At 68.5% G+C, this 16,886-nt stretch carries 16 protein-coding genes; 10 read left to right on the forward strand and 6 right to left on the reverse strand.

Annotated features, from left to right (window positions below; translation table 11 throughout):
* Window positions 1–23: 23 nt before the first annotated feature.
* Entirely contained in the window at window positions 24–2,534 is a 2,511-nt protein-coding gene (locus ACI7YT_RS17500; protein ID WP_406247346.1) for a DEAD/DEAH box helicase, read from the forward strand.
* Between the two features lie 9 nt (window positions 2,535–2,543).
* Here the strand turns inward: ACI7YT_RS17500 and ACI7YT_RS17505 are convergent, their stop codons facing one another.
* The 3 genes from ACI7YT_RS17505 to ACI7YT_RS17515 are packed head-to-tail and all read right to left on the reverse strand — an operon-like array spanning window position 2,544 to window position 5,415.
* Window positions 2,544–3,524, reverse strand: a complete 981-nt coding sequence (locus tag ACI7YT_RS17505; RefSeq protein ID WP_406247348.1) for a D-alanine--D-alanine ligase — start codon at window positions 3,522–3,524, stop codon at window positions 2,544–2,546.
* Window positions 3,521–4,786 carry an alanine racemase gene (gene alr / locus ACI7YT_RS17510; protein ID WP_406247350.1) on the reverse strand — a complete coding sequence of 422 codons (1,266 nt, stop codon included), beginning with the start codon at window positions 4,784–4,786 and terminating at the stop codon, window positions 3,521–3,523. The genes ACI7YT_RS17505 and alr overlap by 4 nt, the downstream gene beginning before the upstream one ends.
* The gene (locus ACI7YT_RS17515; RefSeq protein WP_406247352.1) at window positions 4,783–5,415 is read right to left on the reverse strand and encodes a M15 family metallopeptidase; all 633 of its coding nucleotides are present in this window, start codon (window positions 5,413–5,415) and stop codon (window positions 4,783–4,785) included. The genes alr and ACI7YT_RS17515 overlap by 4 nt, the downstream gene beginning before the upstream one ends.
* A gap of 87 nt (window positions 5,416–5,502) precedes the next feature.
* On the opposite strand from ACI7YT_RS17515, the gene ACI7YT_RS17520 reads away from it, so the two are divergent.
* Together ACI7YT_RS17520 and ACI7YT_RS17525 are read left to right on the forward strand one after the other, a co-directional pair.
* Complete coding sequence (locus ACI7YT_RS17520; protein WP_406247354.1) at window positions 5,503–6,174, forward strand: response regulator transcription factor; 672 nt, start codon at window positions 5,503–5,505, stop codon at window positions 6,172–6,174.
* A gap of 10 nt (window positions 6,175–6,184) precedes the next feature.
* Window positions 6,185–7,234: a sensor histidine kinase gene (locus ACI7YT_RS17525; RefSeq protein WP_406247356.1), complete on the forward strand. Its 1,050-nt coding sequence runs from the start codon at window positions 6,185–6,187 to the stop codon at window positions 7,232–7,234.
* Between the two features lie 206 nt (window positions 7,235–7,440).
* On the opposite strand, the gene ACI7YT_RS17530 is transcribed toward ACI7YT_RS17525, so the two are convergent.
* Window positions 7,441–8,094, reverse strand: coding sequence for an FMN-dependent NADH-azoreductase (locus ACI7YT_RS17530; protein ID WP_406247357.1), 654 nt, complete (start codon window positions 8,092–8,094; stop codon window positions 7,441–7,443).
* A gap of 81 nt (window positions 8,095–8,175) precedes the next feature.
* Between ACI7YT_RS17530 and ACI7YT_RS17535 the strand changes: the two genes are divergently transcribed.
* The gene (locus ACI7YT_RS17535) at window positions 8,176–8,514 is read left to right on the forward strand and encodes a winged helix-turn-helix transcriptional regulator (protein WP_406247359.1); all 339 of its coding nucleotides are present in this window, start codon (window positions 8,176–8,178) and stop codon (window positions 8,512–8,514) included.
* Here the strand turns inward: ACI7YT_RS17535 and ACI7YT_RS17540 are convergent, their stop codons facing one another.
* Window positions 8,515–11,349, reverse strand: a complete 2,835-nt coding sequence (locus ACI7YT_RS17540) for an NB-ARC domain-containing protein (RefSeq protein WP_406247361.1) — start codon at window positions 11,347–11,349, stop codon at window positions 8,515–8,517. It lies immediately after the preceding gene.
* A 53-nt stretch (window positions 11,350–11,402) separates the two neighbouring features.
* Entirely contained in the window at window positions 11,403–12,911 is a 1,509-nt protein-coding gene (locus ACI7YT_RS17545) for an SDR family NAD(P)-dependent oxidoreductase (RefSeq protein WP_406247362.1), read from the reverse strand.
* Window positions 12,912–12,968: 57 nt separating this feature from the next.
* On the opposite strand from ACI7YT_RS17545, the gene ACI7YT_RS17550 reads away from it, so the two are divergent.
* The 6 genes from ACI7YT_RS17550 (at window position 12,969) to ACI7YT_RS17575 (ending at window position 16,866) form a co-directional block, all read left to right on the forward strand.
* Complete coding sequence (locus tag ACI7YT_RS17550) at window positions 12,969–14,033, forward strand: M4 family metallopeptidase (RefSeq protein WP_406247364.1); 1,065 nt, start codon at window positions 12,969–12,971, stop codon at window positions 14,031–14,033.
* Window positions 14,034–14,037: 4 nt separating this feature from the next.
* On the forward strand, window positions 14,038–14,487 hold the full coding sequence (locus tag ACI7YT_RS17555; protein ID WP_406247366.1) for a hypothetical protein: 450 nt from the start codon (window positions 14,038–14,040) through the stop codon (window positions 14,485–14,487).
* A gap of 71 nt (window positions 14,488–14,558) precedes the next feature.
* A complete protein-coding gene (locus tag ACI7YT_RS17560; protein ID WP_406247368.1) occupies window positions 14,559–15,461 on the forward strand; it encodes a VOC family protein in 903 nt (300 codons plus the stop codon).
* A 27-nt stretch (window positions 15,462–15,488) separates the two neighbouring features.
* A complete protein-coding gene (locus tag ACI7YT_RS17565; RefSeq protein WP_406247369.1) occupies window positions 15,489–15,704 on the forward strand; it encodes a hypothetical protein in 216 nt (71 codons plus the stop codon).
* Between the two features lie 38 nt (window positions 15,705–15,742).
* Window positions 15,743–16,321, forward strand: a complete 579-nt coding sequence (locus ACI7YT_RS17570) for a sugar O-acetyltransferase (RefSeq protein ID WP_406247371.1) — start codon at window positions 15,743–15,745, stop codon at window positions 16,319–16,321.
* Complete coding sequence (locus tag ACI7YT_RS17575; protein WP_406247373.1) at window positions 16,321–16,866, forward strand: TetR/AcrR family transcriptional regulator; 546 nt, start codon at window positions 16,321–16,323, stop codon at window positions 16,864–16,866. The genes ACI7YT_RS17570 and ACI7YT_RS17575 overlap by 1 nt, the downstream gene beginning before the upstream one ends.
* Window positions 16,867–16,886: the final 20 nt, after the last annotated feature.

The following is a 16,886-nucleotide window of genomic DNA, read 5'->3' on the forward strand; positions in this document are numbered from 1 at the left end:
GCGTAAGGGATGATCGAAGGACCATGCCTGCGCTCCTGAACCCCTCCCTCGTGCCGGACGGCTCCGATCCGGATGCCGTGTACCTGGCGTTCGTCGAATGGGCGGAGTCCACCGGCATCACCCTCTACCCCGCGCAGGACGAGGCGGTCATCGAGATCGTCTCGGGCAACAACCTGATCCTGTCGACGCCGACCGGTACCGGGAAGTCGCTCGTCGCGATCGGTGCGCACTTCGCCGCGCTCGTGGATGGGCGCCGCACGTACTACACCGCGCCGATCAAGGCGCTCGTGAGCGAGAAGTTCTTCTCCCTGGTCGACATCTTCGGTCCCGACAACGTCGGCATGGTCACCGGTGACTCCGCAGTGAATGCGGACGCGCCGATCATCTGCTGCACGGCCGAGATCCTCGCGAATCTTGCGCTGCGTCAGGGGACGTCCGCGGATGTGGGTCAGGTCGTGATGGACGAGTTCCACTTCTACGGCGACCCCGACCGCGGGTGGGCCTGGCAGGTGCCGCTGCTCGAGTTGCCGCAGGCGCAGTTCATCCTCATGTCGGCGACGCTCGGCGATGTGACTTCGCTCGCGGAGGATCTGACCCGCCGCACCTCGCGCGAGACCGCGACCGTCACGGGCGTCGAGCGCCCCGTGCCGCTGCACTACTACTACGAGACGACGCCGATCCACGAGACCGTCGAAGAGCTGCTGTCGACCGGCCAGGCGCCGATCTATGTCGTGCACTTCTCGCAGGCGGCCGCCATGGAGCGGGCGCAGGCGCTGTCGAGCACCAAGATCGCGACCCGCGAGCAGCGCGACGAGATCGCCGAACTCATCGGCGAATTCCGTTTCACGACCTCGTTCGGCAAGACCCTCTCCCGCTTCCTCCGGGCCGGCATCGGCGTGCACCACGCCGGAATGCTCCCGAAGTACCGGCGCCTGGTCGAGCAACTGGCCCAGCGCGGTCTGCTGCGCGTCATCTGCGGAACCGACACGCTCGGCGTCGGCATCAACGTCCCGATCCGCACCGTGCTGCTCACGGCGCTGACGAAGTTCGACGGCACGCGCATGCGTCAGCTCAATGCCCGCGAGTTCCATCAGATCGCGGGCCGAGCGGGACGCGCGGGCTTCGACACCGCAGGCACCGTGGTCGCCCAGGCACCGGAGCACGAGTCCGAGAACGTCGCGGCCGTCAAGAAGGCCGGCGACGACCCGAAGAAGAAGCGCAAGATCGTCCGCAAGAAGGCGCCGGACGGCTTCGTGTCGTGGGGCGAGCCGTCGTTCCTCAAGCTCGTCGCCGCCGAGCCAGAGACCCTGACATCGCACATGCAGATCACCAGCGCCATGATGCTCAACGTCATCGGCCGCGGCGGAGACGTGTTCGCGAACATGCGCTCGCTCGTCTTCGACAACCACGAGCCGCGCGCCACGCAGCGCGTGCTCGCGATCCGAGCGCTCGGGATCTACCGCACGCTTCGGGAGTCCGGCATCGTCGAGGACGATTCCGCCGGCATCCGCCTGACCGTCGACCTCCAGCCGAACTTCGCGCTCAACCAGCCGCTGTCGCCGTTCGCCCTCGCCGCGTTCGAGCTGCTCGACCCCGAATCGGCGACGTTCGCCCTCGACATGGTCTCGATCGTCGAGTCCACGCTGGACGACCCCCGTGCGATCCTCAGCCAGCAGGAGTTCCTCGCCCGCGGCGAGGCCGTCGCCGCCATGAAAGCCGAGGGCATCGAATACGACGAGCGCATGGAGCTGCTCGAACAGATCACCTATCCGAAGCCGCTCAAGGAGCTTCTGGACGCCGCATTCGAGACGTTCAGCGCCGCACAGCCGTGGATCCGCGACTTCGAACTGCGTCCGAAGTCCGTCGTCCGGGATATGTACGAGCGGGCCATGTCGTTCGGGGAGTACGTCGCCCAGTACAAGATCGCCCGCTCCGAGGGCGTCGTCCTGCGGTATCTGTCCGACGCGTATCGCGCGGCATCCCAGACGATTCCCGAGGACCTCAAGACCGAGGATCTGCGCGATCTCATCGAGTGGCTCGGCGAGCTCGTGCGACAGGTCGACTCGAGCCTGCTCGACGAGTGGGAGGAGCTGCGCGCCGGCACGGACAACGGCATCGTGGACCTGCATCGACCCGATGAGGAGCCGATCGTCCCGCCGGCGCCCAAGCGGTTGACCTCGAACGTGCGCGCGTTCCGGATCCTCGTGCGCAACGAGATGTTCCGCCGGGTCCAGCTGGCGGCGCGCGAGGACGTGGATGCTCTCGCCGAACTGGATCAGGACTTCGGCGCCGCCGCGTGGGATGCCGCCCTCGACGGCTACTTCGCCGAGCACGACGAGATCCTCACCGGTGGCGACGCCCGCAGCTCGAAGCTGCTGCTCATCACCGAGGGACGCGCCGAGTGGACCGTCCGTCAGATCCTCGACGACCCCGCAGGCAATCACGACTGGGGCATCGCCGCGACGATCGACCTCGCCGCCTCGGATGAGGCAGGCGAGGCCGTCGTCCGCGTGACGGCGGTCGACCGGCTCTAGGCCGGCCGTTCAGACGGCGGAGCCCACCCGCACGCCCGGAACCCCCGCGCCGGCCACGAGGCGCCCCACCAGTTCCTCGTAGCCGACGCCGGCCGCCGCGAACATCCGCGGCACCTGGGATGCCGCCGTCATCCCGGGCATCGTGTTCACCTCGTTCAGCACGGGGCCGTCCGGGGTGAGGAAGAAGTCGATCCGCGCGACGCCCGAGCAGCCGAGCGCGTCGAACATGGCGAGCGCCGCCTGGACCAGGGCGGCGTGCTCGGCGGCATCCAGAACCGCCGGCACCGAGAACTCCGCCGAACCGTCGTACTTCGTCTCGGTGTCGAACAGCCCGCTCGTCCGGATCTCGAGCGGTGGAGCTGCCCAGCGCGTGCCGTCGGCCTCGCGCAGGACGGCGACATCGATCTCGCGACCCCGTACGACCTCTTCGACGAGGATCCGGCGGTCGAACTCGGCGGCGGTGTCCAGCGCATGACGCAGCTCACCGGCATCCGAGACGAGCGAGACCCCGAAGCTCGAGCCGGCCGACACCGGCTTGACGACGACCGGCCCGTCGTACTCCTCATCCCCTATGTCGGATGCCGAGATGAGCCGCCCCCGCGCCACTCTGATGCCGATCGCCTCGGCGACCAGTTTCGTCGTCCACTTGTCCATGCCGATCGCGCCCGCTCCGAGTCCTGACCCCACGACCGGTATGTGCGCGAGCGCGCACAGCGCGGCGAGCGCGCCGTCCTCCCCGAGCGTTCCGTGCACGGCGGGGAACACGGCATCTGCTCGCCCGATGAGGGCGACTGCTGCGGCCAGCGAGTCGCCCACCCCCAGCCCGAGCGGACCGGACTCCGAGCACCAGATGCCGTCCCGACCGATCGTGAGGGCGTCCACCGCCCACCCGCGTGCGCGCAGAGCCTGCGCGACACCGGACGCCGACGCGATCGACACGTCGTGCTCCGCATTCTCTCCCCCGCCGATGACGACGACATGCTGCTTCATCCGATGCTCCTTCTGATGCGCGCCCCGATGCCGGTGACGATGGTGTGCGGGATCGTTCCCGCCCAGTGGGCCCACTCCTGGATCGTGGGTGCTGCGGTGCCGGCTGGTCCGAACACGGTCGCCGTGGCGCCGCGCGCGGCCTGGACGGCACCGGTGTCGATGACGATCTGATCCATCGACACACGTCCGACGATCGGATGCCGCGCCCCGCCGATCTCGACGGACGCACCAGGTGCCAGCTCGCGAGGGATGCCGTCCGCGTACCCGACCCCGACGATGCTGAGATGCGTGTCGACGCGCGCGACGAAGTCGTGTCCGTACCCGACGGCAGTCCCCGCCGTGGCGCGGGTGGTGTGCACGACCGGCGCCGTGAACGTTCCGGCCCCCGTCAGCTCGACGGTGTCGGACGGGTCGATGCCGACCAGCCCGGCGCCGACCCTGACGAGATCGAAGTGCGTCGTCGGGTCGGTGAGCGCGCCGGCGGTGGCCGCGAGGTGCACCGTGAGCGGTCCGAACCCGGCGCGCAGCACGGCATCGCGCGCCTGCCGCATACGCAGCACCGCCGGGGCGTTCGCCGCCGGGTCCGCACAGTCGGCCAGTGGCAGATGCCCCATGACGCCGACGACGTCGATGCGCCCCCGCGCTCTGCCGTCCCGTGCGATGCGCAGCAGGTCGCCCCATTCGGACAGCGGGCTGCCGCCGCGCGCCATGCCGGTGTCCATCTGCAGGTGCACGCGGAGCGTCCGGTCCGCGTCAGCGATCAGCTGCTGCAGCTCGTCGACCGAGCCGACCGCCACGTCGACCTGCAGATCGGCGGCGAGCTCGGCATCCACTCCAGCCGGGTTCAACCAGGAGAGGACCGGCTGATCCAGCCCGGCGTCCCGCAGCGCGATCGCCTCGGCGACATCCGTGATGCCGAGCCAGGTGGCTCCGGCGGCGACGGCGGCCTGCGCCACCGCGACGGCGCCGTGACCGTATCCGTCCGCCTTGACGACCGCCATGATGTCGCTCGCCGTCGCGGCGCGCACCGCCGCGACGTTCGCCGCCACCGCCGCCCTGTCGGTCCGCAGCGTCGGCGGGCGCATCCGGGGCGGAGGCACGGGTGCCGGTGTCGTGCGCGCGGGTACGGATGCACGACCCTGGAACGGATGCACGGTGCCATGCCCTGCATCGGTCGTGCGCCCGTACCCCGGTCGTGCAACCGTGTCGCCCTGGGATGCCGCATCCGCGTGAGACGGGATGCCGTGCTGCACGAGGTTCATGACTGCATCCTCGGGTCGTCGGTGGGGTCGGCGTACATCTGCGGGCAGCCGTGCACCTCGGCATCCGGTCGCAGTTCGTAGTGCCAGCGCTCGTTCGCATAGATCTGACAGAGCCCGAAGCGGTCTCCGTGCTGCGCGAGCCAGTCCAGCGCGGTGTCCGGCCCGAGGTCGACGGCATCGCCGGTGACGTGCGCCGACGTCGTCGGGGTCGCGACCCAGCGGGCGGCCTCCTCCTCGGAGCCGTACTCGGCGGTCGCGTCGTCGAGCAGCCGCTGCTGGTACGCAGGTGCGCGCCAACCGCTGTTGACCCGGAACTCGACACCGTCCCGCTCGGCGCGCTCGGCAGCCGCTCTGAGTGCATCCAGAAGGTCGGGGTTCAGGTTCGCGACAGCGGGCGACGAGTCGTCGAAGACGGTGGGTCGCTCGTTCTCCGGGATGAATCCGTCGGCGGCCGTCGGCTGATACGCCGCTCCGACGACCGGCGCCCCGCTCGGCACGGTCACGGTGCCGTTCGCCGCCGGGATCGCCTGCAGCACCGCGACGGTCGCGGCAGCGGCGACGGCGAGGGTTCCGACCAGGGCGAGAGCGCGTCGATGGCGAGCACGCCGAGATGCAGTGGGGTGTTTCATGTTCTCCAGTGAACGCACCGACGTGTTGCGAGGGCGTATGCGGATTCTCATATGCTCCCGATATGCGCGCCTGCGTAGGATGCAGAAATGCGCGTGCTGATCGTCGAGGACGAGCCCTATCTCGCGGAAGCCGTCCGAGACGGTCTCCGCCTCGAGGCGATCGCCGCCGACATCGCCGGCGACGGCGACACCGCGCTCGAGCTGCTGAGCATCAACGCCTACGACATCGCCGTGCTCGACCGCGACATCCCCGGACCGTCGGGCGACGACGTGGCGCGGTGGATCGTGGCCTCCGGCAGCGGGATGCCGATCCTCATGCTGACGGCCGCGGATCGCCTGGACGACAAGGCCTCAGGGTTCGAACTCGGAGCCGACGACTATCTGACCAAGCCCTTCGAGCTGCGCGAGCTGATCCTGCGGCTGCGGGCCCTGGATCGCCGCCGTGCACACGTCCGACCGCCCGTGCTCGAGCTCGAGGGTCTGCGGCTCGACCCGTTCCGGCGCGAGGTGTTCCGCGACGAGCGCTACGTGTCACTGACCCGGAAGCAGTTCGCTGTCCTCGAGGTGCTCGTCGGCGCTGGCGGGGGCGTCGTGAGCGCCGAGGAGCTGCTCGAACGCGCGTGGGATGAGAATGCCGACCCGTTCACGAACGCCGTCCGCATCACGGTCTCGTCGCTGCGCAAGCGCCTGGGCGAGCCGCAGCTGATCGTCACGGTTCCCGGTGTCGGCTACCGGATCGGGACGGATGCCGATGACTAGGCCCCGCGGCATGAGCGCCCGCCTCAAGCTCACCCTCAGCTATGCCGCCGTCGTCGTCGCATCCGGGGTGCTGCTGCTCGCCGCCGTCGCCGTATTCCTGTTGCGGTATGTACCGGATGCCGTCGACTTCTTCCCCAATCGCGGCGACCTCACCAGAGCGTTCATCCCCTCGGCCGTCTTCGTGATGCTCGTGCTGCTCGCGATCGGACTGGGCGGAGGGTGGGTCCTCGCCGGCCGGATGCTGGCACCCCTGGACCGGATCGGCGCCGTCGCCCGCGCGGTCGCGCAGGGCTCGCTGTCGCAGCGGGTCGCCTTGGAGGGCCCCGGAGACGAGTTCCGCGACCTCGCCGACGTGTTCGACTCGATGCTCGATCGGCTCGAAGCAGACGTCGCCGAGCAGCAGCGCTTCGCCGCGAACGCCTCGCACGAGCTGCGGACGCCGCTCGCGATCTCGCAGACGATGCTCGAGGTCGCCCGCACCGACCCCGACCGGGACGTGGACGCCCTGATCGATCGACTGCACCAGGTCAATTCCCGCGCCATCGAGCTGACCGAGGCGCTGCTGGTGCTCAGTCGTGCCGAGCGCCGGGCCTTCGCCAGGGAGGGCGTCGAGCTGTCGCTGCTCTCCGAGGAGGCGGTCGAGACGCTCGCGCCGCTGGCCGATCGGCACGGGGTCACGATCGACGTCGGCGGGGATGCCGGGACCGTGATCGGATCGCCAGCCCTGCTGCAGCAGCTCGTGACGAACCTCGTCCACAACGCGATCGTGCACAACGTTCCCGCCGGCGGGATGGTGGCGGCGCGCACGCACGCACGGCCCGGCGCGATGGCGCTCGTGATCGAGAACACCGGGCCGCCGCTGCAGCCGGACGTGATCGCCACCCTGACCGAGCCGTTCCAGCGCGGTGCGGAGCGCGCCAGGACGGACGATCATGTCGGCGTCGGTCTCGGACTCGCCATCGCCCGGCGGATCGCCGAGGCGCACGACGGCGAACTCGTCCTGTCCCCGCGCGAAGGCGGCGGGCTCATCGTGACGGTCTGGCTGTCGCAGACTCTGTAGCGGCGGTGGGCGCGGCAGGGAGTGCATCGGCGGCGCGGCGGCGGGACGGGCGGGGAGTGCATCGGCGGCGCGGCGGCGGGACGGGCGGGGAGTGCGTCGGCGGCGCGACGGCGGGAACGGATGCAGGGAGAAATCCCGGATGTCCGGCGACACGCGGGGAATCGCCCTGACATTCGGGAAATCTCCCGACATCCGTCCCTGAGAGGTCAGGCCGCGGTGCCGCGCTTGGCCGCGATCTCGCGACCGTACGTGCGGGCGGAGTCCTCGGCGGCCTGCTTCAGCTCCTGAGCGGCGTCGGCGAAGGCATCCATCGCGGGGTTCACGCCCACCAGCGTGAACGGACGCTGCACGACGCGCAGGTCGAGGCCCCAGACGTCCTCGAGAACGCGACGGAGCCATCCGGTCGAGTGGTCCCAGCCCTCCTTGGGCGTACCGGGCGCGTAGTTGCCGCCGAGAACGGTGACGAGAGTCGCGGGCTTGCCGTTCAGCGCGGTGCCGGTCGGGTCGATGCGCGGGTCCGTGTAGGCCAGGTCGAACCAGGTCTTGAAGTGCTGCGAGACGCCGTAGTTGTACAGCGGCACGGCGAACAGCAGCGCGTCTGCGCCGATGAGCTCGTCGGCGAACGTGGTCGCCAGGTCGCGGGCGGCGTTCTGCGCCGGGGTGCGCTGGGCCGCCTCGACGAATCCGCCGGTGACGGCGTCGGCCCAGGCGGTCGAGGGCACGGGGTCCAGCGCCAGATCGCGACGCGTGACGGTCGAATCCGGGTGCGCGGCGGTCCACTCGGCCTCGACGAGATCGGCGAGCGATCGGCTGGCGGAGCTCGCGGGCAGGATGCTGGCATCCAGACGGAACAGCGACATGAGGGGCAGTCCTTTCTCTTTTCGTAGTCGCTCCGTTTTTCTTAGCGACTGCGCACAGACTAGCACCGTTAGACTGGAGACATGGCCGAGTCCGAGGTGAGCGTCCAGATCTGCGACACCGCAGTCACCCTGGCCTTCAGCGTGCTCGGCAAGCGGTGGAACGGAATGATCGTCGCCACCCTCGGCGGCGGAGCCGCGTCCTTCGCGGCGCTGCGCCGCGCTGTCGATGGCATCAGCGACACCGTGCTGTCCGATCGGCTGGCCGAACTCGCGCAGGCGGGACTCGTCGTCCGCAGCGTCGACGCCGGCCCTCCCGTCTCGGTGTCGTACGAGCTCAGCGAGAGCGGGCGCGGGCTGCTGCCGATCCTCGACCAGCTCGGCCGCTGGGCGACGGCGAACCTGAGCGCGCAGGCGCACTGATCAATCCATTCGGGCATCCTCGATCACCGAGACGATCTGGGTCACGGCGTTTTCGACGAACGGTCGAAGGGCCTCCGGAATCCGCGGGTCCACGGCGAGCTGGCTAAGGCTTCTGACGATGCGCGGAAGCCCGCCGAGCACGCCGAGTTCGATGAGAGCCTCGGCCTGGAGGCACTGCAGTTGCACCGCGATATTCGGGTAGGCCCCTTCCCATTCGGGCAAGGCAGAGCGGACGATCCTGAACGCACGCAGCGCCTCGGCCGGTCGGCCGGCGAGCAGGTCCACACTCATCAGCTTGAGCACGTCAAGACCGACCTCGTAGTGATCGTCCGAGTACACGGTCCGATCGATCTGCAAGGCCTCGTCCAGGAGGCGCGTTGCTCGCTCGCGATCACGGAATACGAGGACGTCAGCGAGCGCTACGAGCACTGCAGCATGGTCTGGGCTGCCGGGTGCCTGCATCTGTTGCACGCTCAGCGCTGGTTCGAGCAGATGCATCGCCTCGTCGAGCACAGCTTCGTCGACAGCCCCAGACTGACTCATCTTCTCAACGAGCAGGCGCCCGAGATTGATACGGGGCGGGACTCCCATCGGATGACCCGGATTCTCGCCCTCGTAGATACCCATGGACTCGCGCAAGACGGTCTCGGCCTCGTCGAGTTCTCCCGCGTCGAGGAGCGCCATGCCCAAGTCATTCAGATCGCGTGCGATGTCGACGGACCGACCACTGACTTGGGCGCGATCGAGGTCCAGCGCCTGACGGGCGAAGGCGATGGCATCCCCGCTCTGACCGAGCCGGGTCGCGGCACGCGAGGCCAATCCAAAGTTGAGCGCACGCAACGACGCGCCGACAGCGGGATCCTGCGCCAGCGCGAGGTACCCGTCGACATGCTCCGGCGACGGTCGATCAGGAATGCCGAAGCGCGCACGCAGTGCCAGCACATCCTGGTCATCGGGCACGAGTACAGCCGCAGCTTCCGCGTTGCGCAACGCGGAAGCACGGTCTCCGAGGTTCTCGTGGCACCACGCGAGCACGATCAGACACGCGGCTTGGACGCCAATCAGCTGCGCATCCTCACCCATGCGGATCCCCATCTCCGCCACGTCGATCGCCGTCGCATAGTCACCACCGGTCAGCCGCACGCGCGCCTCGACGACCAGTACCTCGCCGATCAGGTCCGCGGATGCGTCTTCGGGGAGCCGTGCCTTGACGACGTCGATCTGCTCCTCGGCGCTGAGCGTGAGACCCCGGGTAGCGAGGGCATCGGCAAGCGTCAGGTGCGTGGAGACGACACCCTCGGCGTCCTCGGCGACCCGCGCACTCACAGCATTCGCGATCACAGCGAGCTGACGCAGCTCTGATCCGTCAGAATCGGATGCACCCGCCTGGATCGATGCCAGCATCCGAGAGGCAACTGTCGACGCGGCATCCGGAAGCGCGGCCAGGATCAGGTCGGAGACGACCGCGTGGCAATTGACCGCCGAGCCACCCGTCTCGATGAGACCTAGTGCACTGCCACGGCGCATGCCCTTCCGGATATCGGATGCCGCGAGTGGCAGTGCGGATTCGAGGAGAGACTGCGGAATCTGCTGTCCACCACCGACTGCCGCGGCCAACACCACTTGCAGGCTCGAGACGTCATCGATGCTCTGGAGCATGCGAGCGACGACCTCGGCGAAACTGACCGGATAGTGCGATCCGAGCGTTTCGGAGAGCACCGTCGACGGCTCGGTCCTGAGCATTTCGCTCAGTTCAACAGTCGATACTCCGGTGGCCGCGACGAAACGGCAGATGGTCGCAAGGACGAGCGGGTGTCCGCTGCAGGCGCCGACGATCGCGTTGATCTGACCGGTACCCGCTGACGATGGCAGAAGCGACCGCGCAATGCGTTCCATCGTTACTTCGTCCGTGGCACCGAGACTCACCATACGTCCCGGCGAACGGAGCGTGCGGTCTCGCGTCGTCGCCAGCGCCGATCCAGGCTGTGCTCCACTCGGGATCACAGCGCCCACGAGGTCACCGTCACTGACGTCATCCAGGACGATGAACCAACGGTGATGCTGAGACAACAACGATCGAACCTGATGCAGAGCCTCGTTGCCGGGGACGATTTCGAGTGCCCTCAGCAAAGCATCACAGGACGCGCTGAGGCTTTCGCGCGATGAAGCGTTCATCCACCAGACCAGCGGTGGATCACCCTCATCTGCCCGGCGTCGCGCGGCCAACCATGCCAGGGTGCTCTTACCCAGCCCGGCGCCGCTGCTCAAGACGGCGACGGGGGACTCGGCCAGAACGCTCTCGATCTCATCGCTCTCACCGCGCGCTGTCGGCTCGGGCGCCAGGGGCAGATCCCAGATATTGGTTACACCGCCGATGCGAACGGGCTCATTATGTGTTCTCGAGGAAGACGTGAGCTGTGCAACGACGACCAACTGGAAGAGGGCGTTTCCCGGTTGCCGCGCGGCTCGTTCGATCTCCTCCCGCAGCGATCCTGCCGTGTCCCGTGCGAGCTGTGGGATGTCGACGTCGTCGGTGAGCACGTTGAGAGCGGACAGGTGCTCCGCGAGGATGGGACCCCACATGGCTTCTTGGGCGGCGCCGACCAGCGGCGAGTCCTCCGAGACGAGGAGTTGGTAGGCGCCGCCCGCCGGCAGTGCGGCGACGACGAGGGAAGCCGATGAACCCCTGTCGTCCTTGTTCTGGACGGCAAGGCCCCGTCGCAAGGCCGCCTCGAAGCATCTCTGGAACTCGCGCCTGATCGCACCACGACGCGCCATTGGAGCGGCCGCGGACACCAGGCTGACGACGTTCGCTGCTGCGGAGATGATGTCCACCTGACGATGCTATCCAGCATCGTCAGGTGTGATCACGGAACCCGAGGCCGCGATCACCAGGGGTTGGGCTTGTAGTCCTTGAGGAAGACGCCGTAGAGGTCGTTGCCCGATTCGCCCTGCACGATCGGGTCGTACACGCGTGCGGCGCCGTCGACGAGGTCGAGCGGAGCGTGGAATCCTTCTTCGGCGAGGCGCACCTTCGTGTGGTGCGGGCGCTCGTCCGTGATCCACCCGGTGTCGACCGCGGTCATCAGGATCCGGTCGGTCTCGAACATCTCGCCGGCGCTCGTGCGCGTGAGCATGTTCAATGCCGCTTTCGCCATATTCGTGTGCGGATGCCCCGGTCCCTTGTAGCGGCGCGCGAACTGCCCCTCCATGGCCGAGACGTTGACGACGTACTTCTTGTCGAAATCGGATGCCGCCATCGAGGCCCTGAGCCTGCTGATGAGCAGGAACGGCGCGGTCGTGTTGGCCAGCTGCACCTCGAGCATCTCGATCGGATCGACCTGCTCGACGGACTGCACCCAGCTGTTCGTCCGCTGGACATCCGGCACGAGGCCGCCGGCATCGATCGCGGTGCCGTCGGTGTGCTTCTCCAGCGACGACGAGCCCGGGGCCATGGCGAGCTTCGCGAGCTCTTCGGCGGTCAAGGCCTGACCGCCCTGCTCGGCGACGGTTCCGGCGAGAGCGGCTACCGAGAGCAGCGGGTGCGCGTCCACCGACGCCTGCAACGCCTGGGGGTGCGGGTCGGCGGTGTGGCCGAAGGTCTCCATCTCAGGCAGGGGTCCGTCGGGGAGAGGCTGCAGCTCGGCATCCGCCAGGAGAGAGTAGGCACCGGGCGAGCGCCGCACCGTCTGCGCGGCGTTGTTGATGAGGATGTCCAGCGGTCCTTGAGCGGCGACCGAGTCGGCGAGTCCGATCACCTGCGCCGGGTCGCGCAGGTCGATGCCGACGATGCGCAGGCGGTGGATCCAGTCGCTCGAGTCCGGCAGCGACGTGAACCGACGAACCGCATCGCGCGGGAATCGTGTCGTGATCGTCAGGTGTGCGCCGTCGCGCAGCAGACGCAGGGCGATGTACATGCCGATCTTGGCACGTCCACCGGTGAGCAGTGCTCGGCGACCGGTGAGGTCGGTGCGGGCATCGCGCCGGGCGTGACTGAACCGCGCGCAGTCGGGGCAGAGCTGATGGTAGAACGCGTCGACGACCGTGTACGGCTGCTTGCAGATGTAGCAGTTGCGCGGCTTGAGCAGCGTGCCTGCGATGGGCGCCTCTGTCGATGCCGCGAGCGGAATACCTCGCGTCTCATCGTCGATGCGGTCGGGTGCACCAGTGGCGGTGTTGGCGACGACCGACTTGTCGGCCTCGGCGATCGCGTCGCGGATCTCCTTGCGGCGCACCCGCTTCGCAGCCTTGAACATCGTCGCCGTCGCGCGGCGGACGGTGATGAAATCAGGGTGGTCCTGATCGATCTCGTGCAGCGCGGCGAGCACGCGCAGAGTCGTCTCGAGGTCTGCGGGGTCGATGCCGGAGTCCAGCAGGGGGTCAGAGGCATCGGTCATTACGCCGATTTTACGCGAGCCACCTGTATGTCCCCGGTCCGGCGTACGGTCGTTGTCATGAGCACAACATCGCCCGGCATCGTTCCCGCCTATCTGCTCGCACGCCTCGCCGAATCCGGCCGCTTCCCCCATGCCGCCGATGCCGCGCGGCAGACGCTTCTGGCCGGTCGCCCCGCGTTCCGCGGGCGCATCAATCTGTCGATCGACGCCGACGGCTCGCTCGTCGCCGAGCTCTCGGATGCGCCGAACCGCACGATCAGCGACGCGCAGAACACCGAGACGCTTCCGGGCGTCGTCGTCCGTTCCGAGGACGACGGCCCGGTCGAGGATGCCTCGGTCAACGAGGCGTTCGACGGACTCGGCGCGACATTCGAGCTGCTGCTCGGCGCATTCGCCCGCAACTCGCTGGACGATGCCGGCGCCCCGCTCGATGCCACGGTGCACTACGGCGTCGACTACGACAACGCCTTCTGGGACGGCGAGCGCATGGTCTTCGGCGACGGCGACGGCGAGGTGTTCCGCGGCTTCACCGGATCCCTGTCCGTGATCGGGCACGAGCTGGCCCACGGCGTCATCCAGCACACCGCAGGGCTCGAGTATCAGGGCCAGTCCGGCGCGCTCAACGAATCCATCGCGGATGTGATCGGAGCGCTCACCGAGCAGCACGCCGCCGGCGAGACCGCCGAGCAGGCCGACTGGCTGGTGGGTGAGGGCATCTTCACCGATGAGGTGCAGGGCCGCGCGCTGCGCTCCATGCTCGAGCCGGGCACCGCATACGACGACGACGAGCTCGGCAAGGACCCGCAGCCGGCGCACATGCGCGACTTCGTGAACACGACCGAAGACAACGGCGGGGTGCACATCAATTCGGGCATCCCGAACCGCGCCTTCGCCCTGACGGCGCGGGCACTCGGCGGCCACGCGTGGGAACGGGCAGGGCAGGTCTGGTACCGCGCGCTGACCGGCGGCCTGTCGAGCACCGCCGACTTCCTGACGTTCGCAGATGCCACTGCGGATGCCGCGACCGAGTTGTACGGTGAGGAATCGGAGGTGACGACCGCTGTCCGCACGGCGTGGAGGACGGTCGGCGTATACGAGGATGAGCGCTCAGCACCACGATGACGTCGTGACCATCGTCGTCGTGCGCACCGGCGGCTTCGCCGGGCTGCACAGGCGATGGCAGGTGGAAGCGGCCGACGGCGATGTCGAGCGGTGGCTCGTGCTGGTCGATGCCTGCCCGTGGGGCCACGCATCGGACGACGCATCAGGGCAGGATGACGCCGCGCCGGAGCATCCAGCAGTGAACGACCAGCCGACGGCCGACCCGCGCGCCGAATCGACCCCGGGACCCGCAAAGACCCCGGAGCCAGAACCGACGCCCGGGTCGGAGCAGGCCCCGGCGCCCGAACCGACCCCTGAGGACGAGCCCGCACGGTCCGCCTCACGCGGTGCCGACCGCTTCGTCTGGAGCATCCGTGCGCGCACACCGGCGCAGCACCTCGAGCAGCGACTGCCGGAGCCGGAACTCGTCGGTCCGTGGCGCCGACTCGTCGACGCCGTCCGTTCCGCGGGCTGACCTGACAGACGCCCCTTGCCACAGCGGCCCCGCTGGCGCACTCTGGAAGCACATCGAGCGACGGAGCAGTCATGGCGCAGAAGATCGTCCCCAATCTCTGGTTCAATCACAACGCCGACGAGGCAGGCGGCTTCTACAGCGAGGTCCTCCCCCAGACCGGCGCGCGGGTCAGTGCCCGCTACCCCGACGATGTCCCCGAGTGGCAGGCGGACTTCGCCGGCGACACGCTGGTCGTCGATCTCGACGTGGACGGATACCGCATCGCGCTCATCAACGCCGGCGCCGAGTTCCGGCCGAACCCGTCGATCTCGTTCATGCTGACCTTCGATCCGCTCGCTTTCGACGACGATGTCGAGGCCGCGCGACGCGCACTCGATGAGACCTGGGCCGGACTCGCGACCGGAGGGCGTGTGCTCATGGAGCTCGACGAGTATCCGTTCAGCCGTCACTACGGCTGGGTCGAGGATCGCTTCGGTGTCAGTTGGCAGCTGGTTCTGGCCGAGCCGGAGCGGGAGCCGCGGCCCTTCGTGATCCCGCAGCTGATGTTCAGCGGACCGGTGCAGGGCAAGGCGCAGGAGGCCGCAGAGTTCTACGTGTCGCTGTTCGACGACGCCCATCTGGGCTTCATCGCCGAGTACACCGAACCGACCGGTCCCGCCGCCGTCGAGGACGTCATGTTCGGTGAGTTCCAGCTGGCAGGACAGCCGTTCTCGATGCGGGACTCCGCAGCCGAGCAGGTGTACGCGTTCGACTGCGGCGTCTCCCTCGAGGTGCGCTGCGCCGATCAGGCGGAGATCGACCGGCTCTGGGCGGCGCTGAGCGCCGTCCCCGAGGCCGAGCAATGTGGCTGGCTGGCCGACCGCTACGGCGTGAGCTGGCAGATCGTGCCCGAGAACATGGGCGAGCTCATGGAGCGCCCCGGCGCCTACGACACGATGATGACGCAGAAGAAGATCGTCATCGCGGACTATTGAGTCGACGACCGAGCGGACAATGGACCCATGGGAATGTTCACGCAGGGCCCCGAAGACAAGAGCGCCTGGGCCGCGCTGCCGGGGGAGCCCGTCGAAACGGATGCCGTCGATACCCTCCCGGCATCCGACATCGACGCCTTGAGCGTCGGTCTCGGCGCCTCCGTCGAATCGATCGTCTTCCCCGTCGCGCCTCCGGCACCGGAGGCCTCCGAACACAGCGACGGCGAACCGCCGACTCCCTGATCGGCCTCCCCGGTGTCACCATGTGTACAGTTGTACGCATGCAGGACTACTTCCTCGGAGACGACCGGACCAACCATGAGCGGATGCTGGCCGGCGACCTCTACATCGCCGACGACCCCGAGATCGAGAAACGCGCCGCTCGAGCGGCGCGGCTGGCGGATCTGTACCACCGCCAGGTGATCTCGGGGGACCCTGCCGCCCGCGGCTGGCTCGAGGACCTCATCGGCGAGCTGGCTCCGGACGCCGTGATCCGTCCTCCCCTGTTCGTCGACTACGGCGAACACATCTCCATCGGCGCACGCACCTTCGTCAATTTCAACCTGACGGCACTCGATGTGGCGAAGATCACGATCGGCGCCGACTGCCAGATCGGGCCGAACGTCCAGCTGCTCACGCCGACGCACCCCGTCGATCCGCAGCCGCGGCGCGACAAGCTGGAGGCGGCACAGCCGATAACGATCGGCGACAACGTCTGGCTCGGCGGCGGTGTCATCGTGTGCCCCGGCGTGACGATCGGCGACAACAGCGTGATCGGGGCCGGGTCGGTCGTGACCAAGGACGTCCCGTCGGACGTCGTCGCGGTCGGCAACCCGGCCAGGGTCATCCGGAGCATCTGATGGCAGCGAACCCGCGGTACGACCCCGAGCGCCGAAACCGCATCATCGACGCGTGTCTCGACGTCATCGCCGAACGCGGTGTCGCCGGGACCACGCATCGGCGCGTGGCCGAGGCTGCGGGCGTCCCGCTGGGTTCCATGACCTATCACTTCGACGGCATGGACGAGCTGCTGCGCGCGGCGTTCACGCGCTTCTCCCACGCGATCGCCGACGGCTTCGAGGCCAGGCTCGGCCACGACATGACCCGCGAGGAGGCGAAGGATGCCGTGGTCGACCTCATCCAGCAGGATGTCTTCGCCGGTCACCGTGAGCTCGTCCTCTCGCACGAGCTGTACACGCTCGCGGCGCGCGACCGCCGTTACCGCGAGCTGACCAGTGCGTGGATGATCCGCAGTCGCGTCGTGCTGGAACGCCACTTCGATCCGACGACTGCACAGCTGCTCGATGCCCTGATCGAGGGCCTCAGCATCCACAGCGCACTCGACGTGACTGCGACCGATCGCGCGCTCCTCCGCGAGGCGGTCGATCGCATCGTCGGCGCGTAACCCGCCCTCGGGGCATGCGC

This window comes from Microbacterium sp. M (assembly GCF_045181065.1).
Classification (GTDB): domain Bacteria; phylum Actinomycetota; class Actinomycetes; order Actinomycetales; family Microbacteriaceae; genus Microbacterium.

Bases quoted from the DNA above. Each gene is read 5' to 3' on its own strand.
- ACI7YT_RS17550 (WP_406247364.1), top strand. From the start codon at position 12,969: ATGAGCACAACATCGCCCGGCATCGTTCCCGCCTATCTGCTCGCACGC.
- ACI7YT_RS17525 (WP_406247356.1), top strand. From the start codon at position 6,185: ATGAGCGCCCGCCTCAAGCTCACCCTCAGCTATGCCGCCGTCGTCGTC.
- ACI7YT_RS17570 (WP_406247371.1), top strand. From the start codon at position 15,743: ATGCAGGACTACTTCCTCGGAGACGACCGGACCAACCATGAGCGGATG.
- ACI7YT_RS17515 (WP_406247352.1), bottom strand. From the start codon at position 5,415: ATGAAACACCCCACTGCATCTCGGCGTGCTCGCCATCGACGCGCTCTC.
- ACI7YT_RS17535 (WP_406247359.1), top strand. From the start codon at position 8,176: ATGGCCGAGTCCGAGGTGAGCGTCCAGATCTGCGACACCGCAGTCACC.
- ACI7YT_RS17505 (WP_406247348.1), bottom strand. From the start codon at position 3,524: ATGAAGCAGCATGTCGTCGTCATCGGCGGGGGAGAGAATGCGGAGCAC.
- ACI7YT_RS17520 (WP_406247354.1), top strand. From the start codon at position 5,503: ATGCGCGTGCTGATCGTCGAGGACGAGCCCTATCTCGCGGAAGCCGTC.
- ACI7YT_RS17500 (WP_406247346.1), top strand. From the start codon at position 24: ATGCCTGCGCTCCTGAACCCCTCCCTCGTGCCGGACGGCTCCGATCCG.
- alr (WP_406247350.1), bottom strand. From the start codon at position 4,786: ATGAACCTCGTGCAGCACGGCATCCCGTCTCACGCGGATGCGGCATCC.
- ACI7YT_RS17575 (WP_406247373.1), top strand. From the start codon at position 16,321: ATGGCAGCGAACCCGCGGTACGACCCCGAGCGCCGAAACCGCATCATC.
- ACI7YT_RS17530 (WP_406247357.1), bottom strand. From the start codon at position 8,094: ATGTCGCTGTTCCGTCTGGATGCCAGCATCCTGCCCGCGAGCTCCGCC.
- ACI7YT_RS17560 (WP_406247368.1), top strand. From the start codon at position 14,559: ATGGCGCAGAAGATCGTCCCCAATCTCTGGTTCAATCACAACGCCGAC.
- ACI7YT_RS17545 (WP_406247362.1), bottom strand. From the start codon at position 12,911: ATGACCGATGCCTCTGACCCCCTGCTGGACTCCGGCATCGACCCCGCA.
- ACI7YT_RS17565 (WP_406247369.1), top strand. From the start codon at position 15,489: ATGGGAATGTTCACGCAGGGCCCCGAAGACAAGAGCGCCTGGGCCGCG.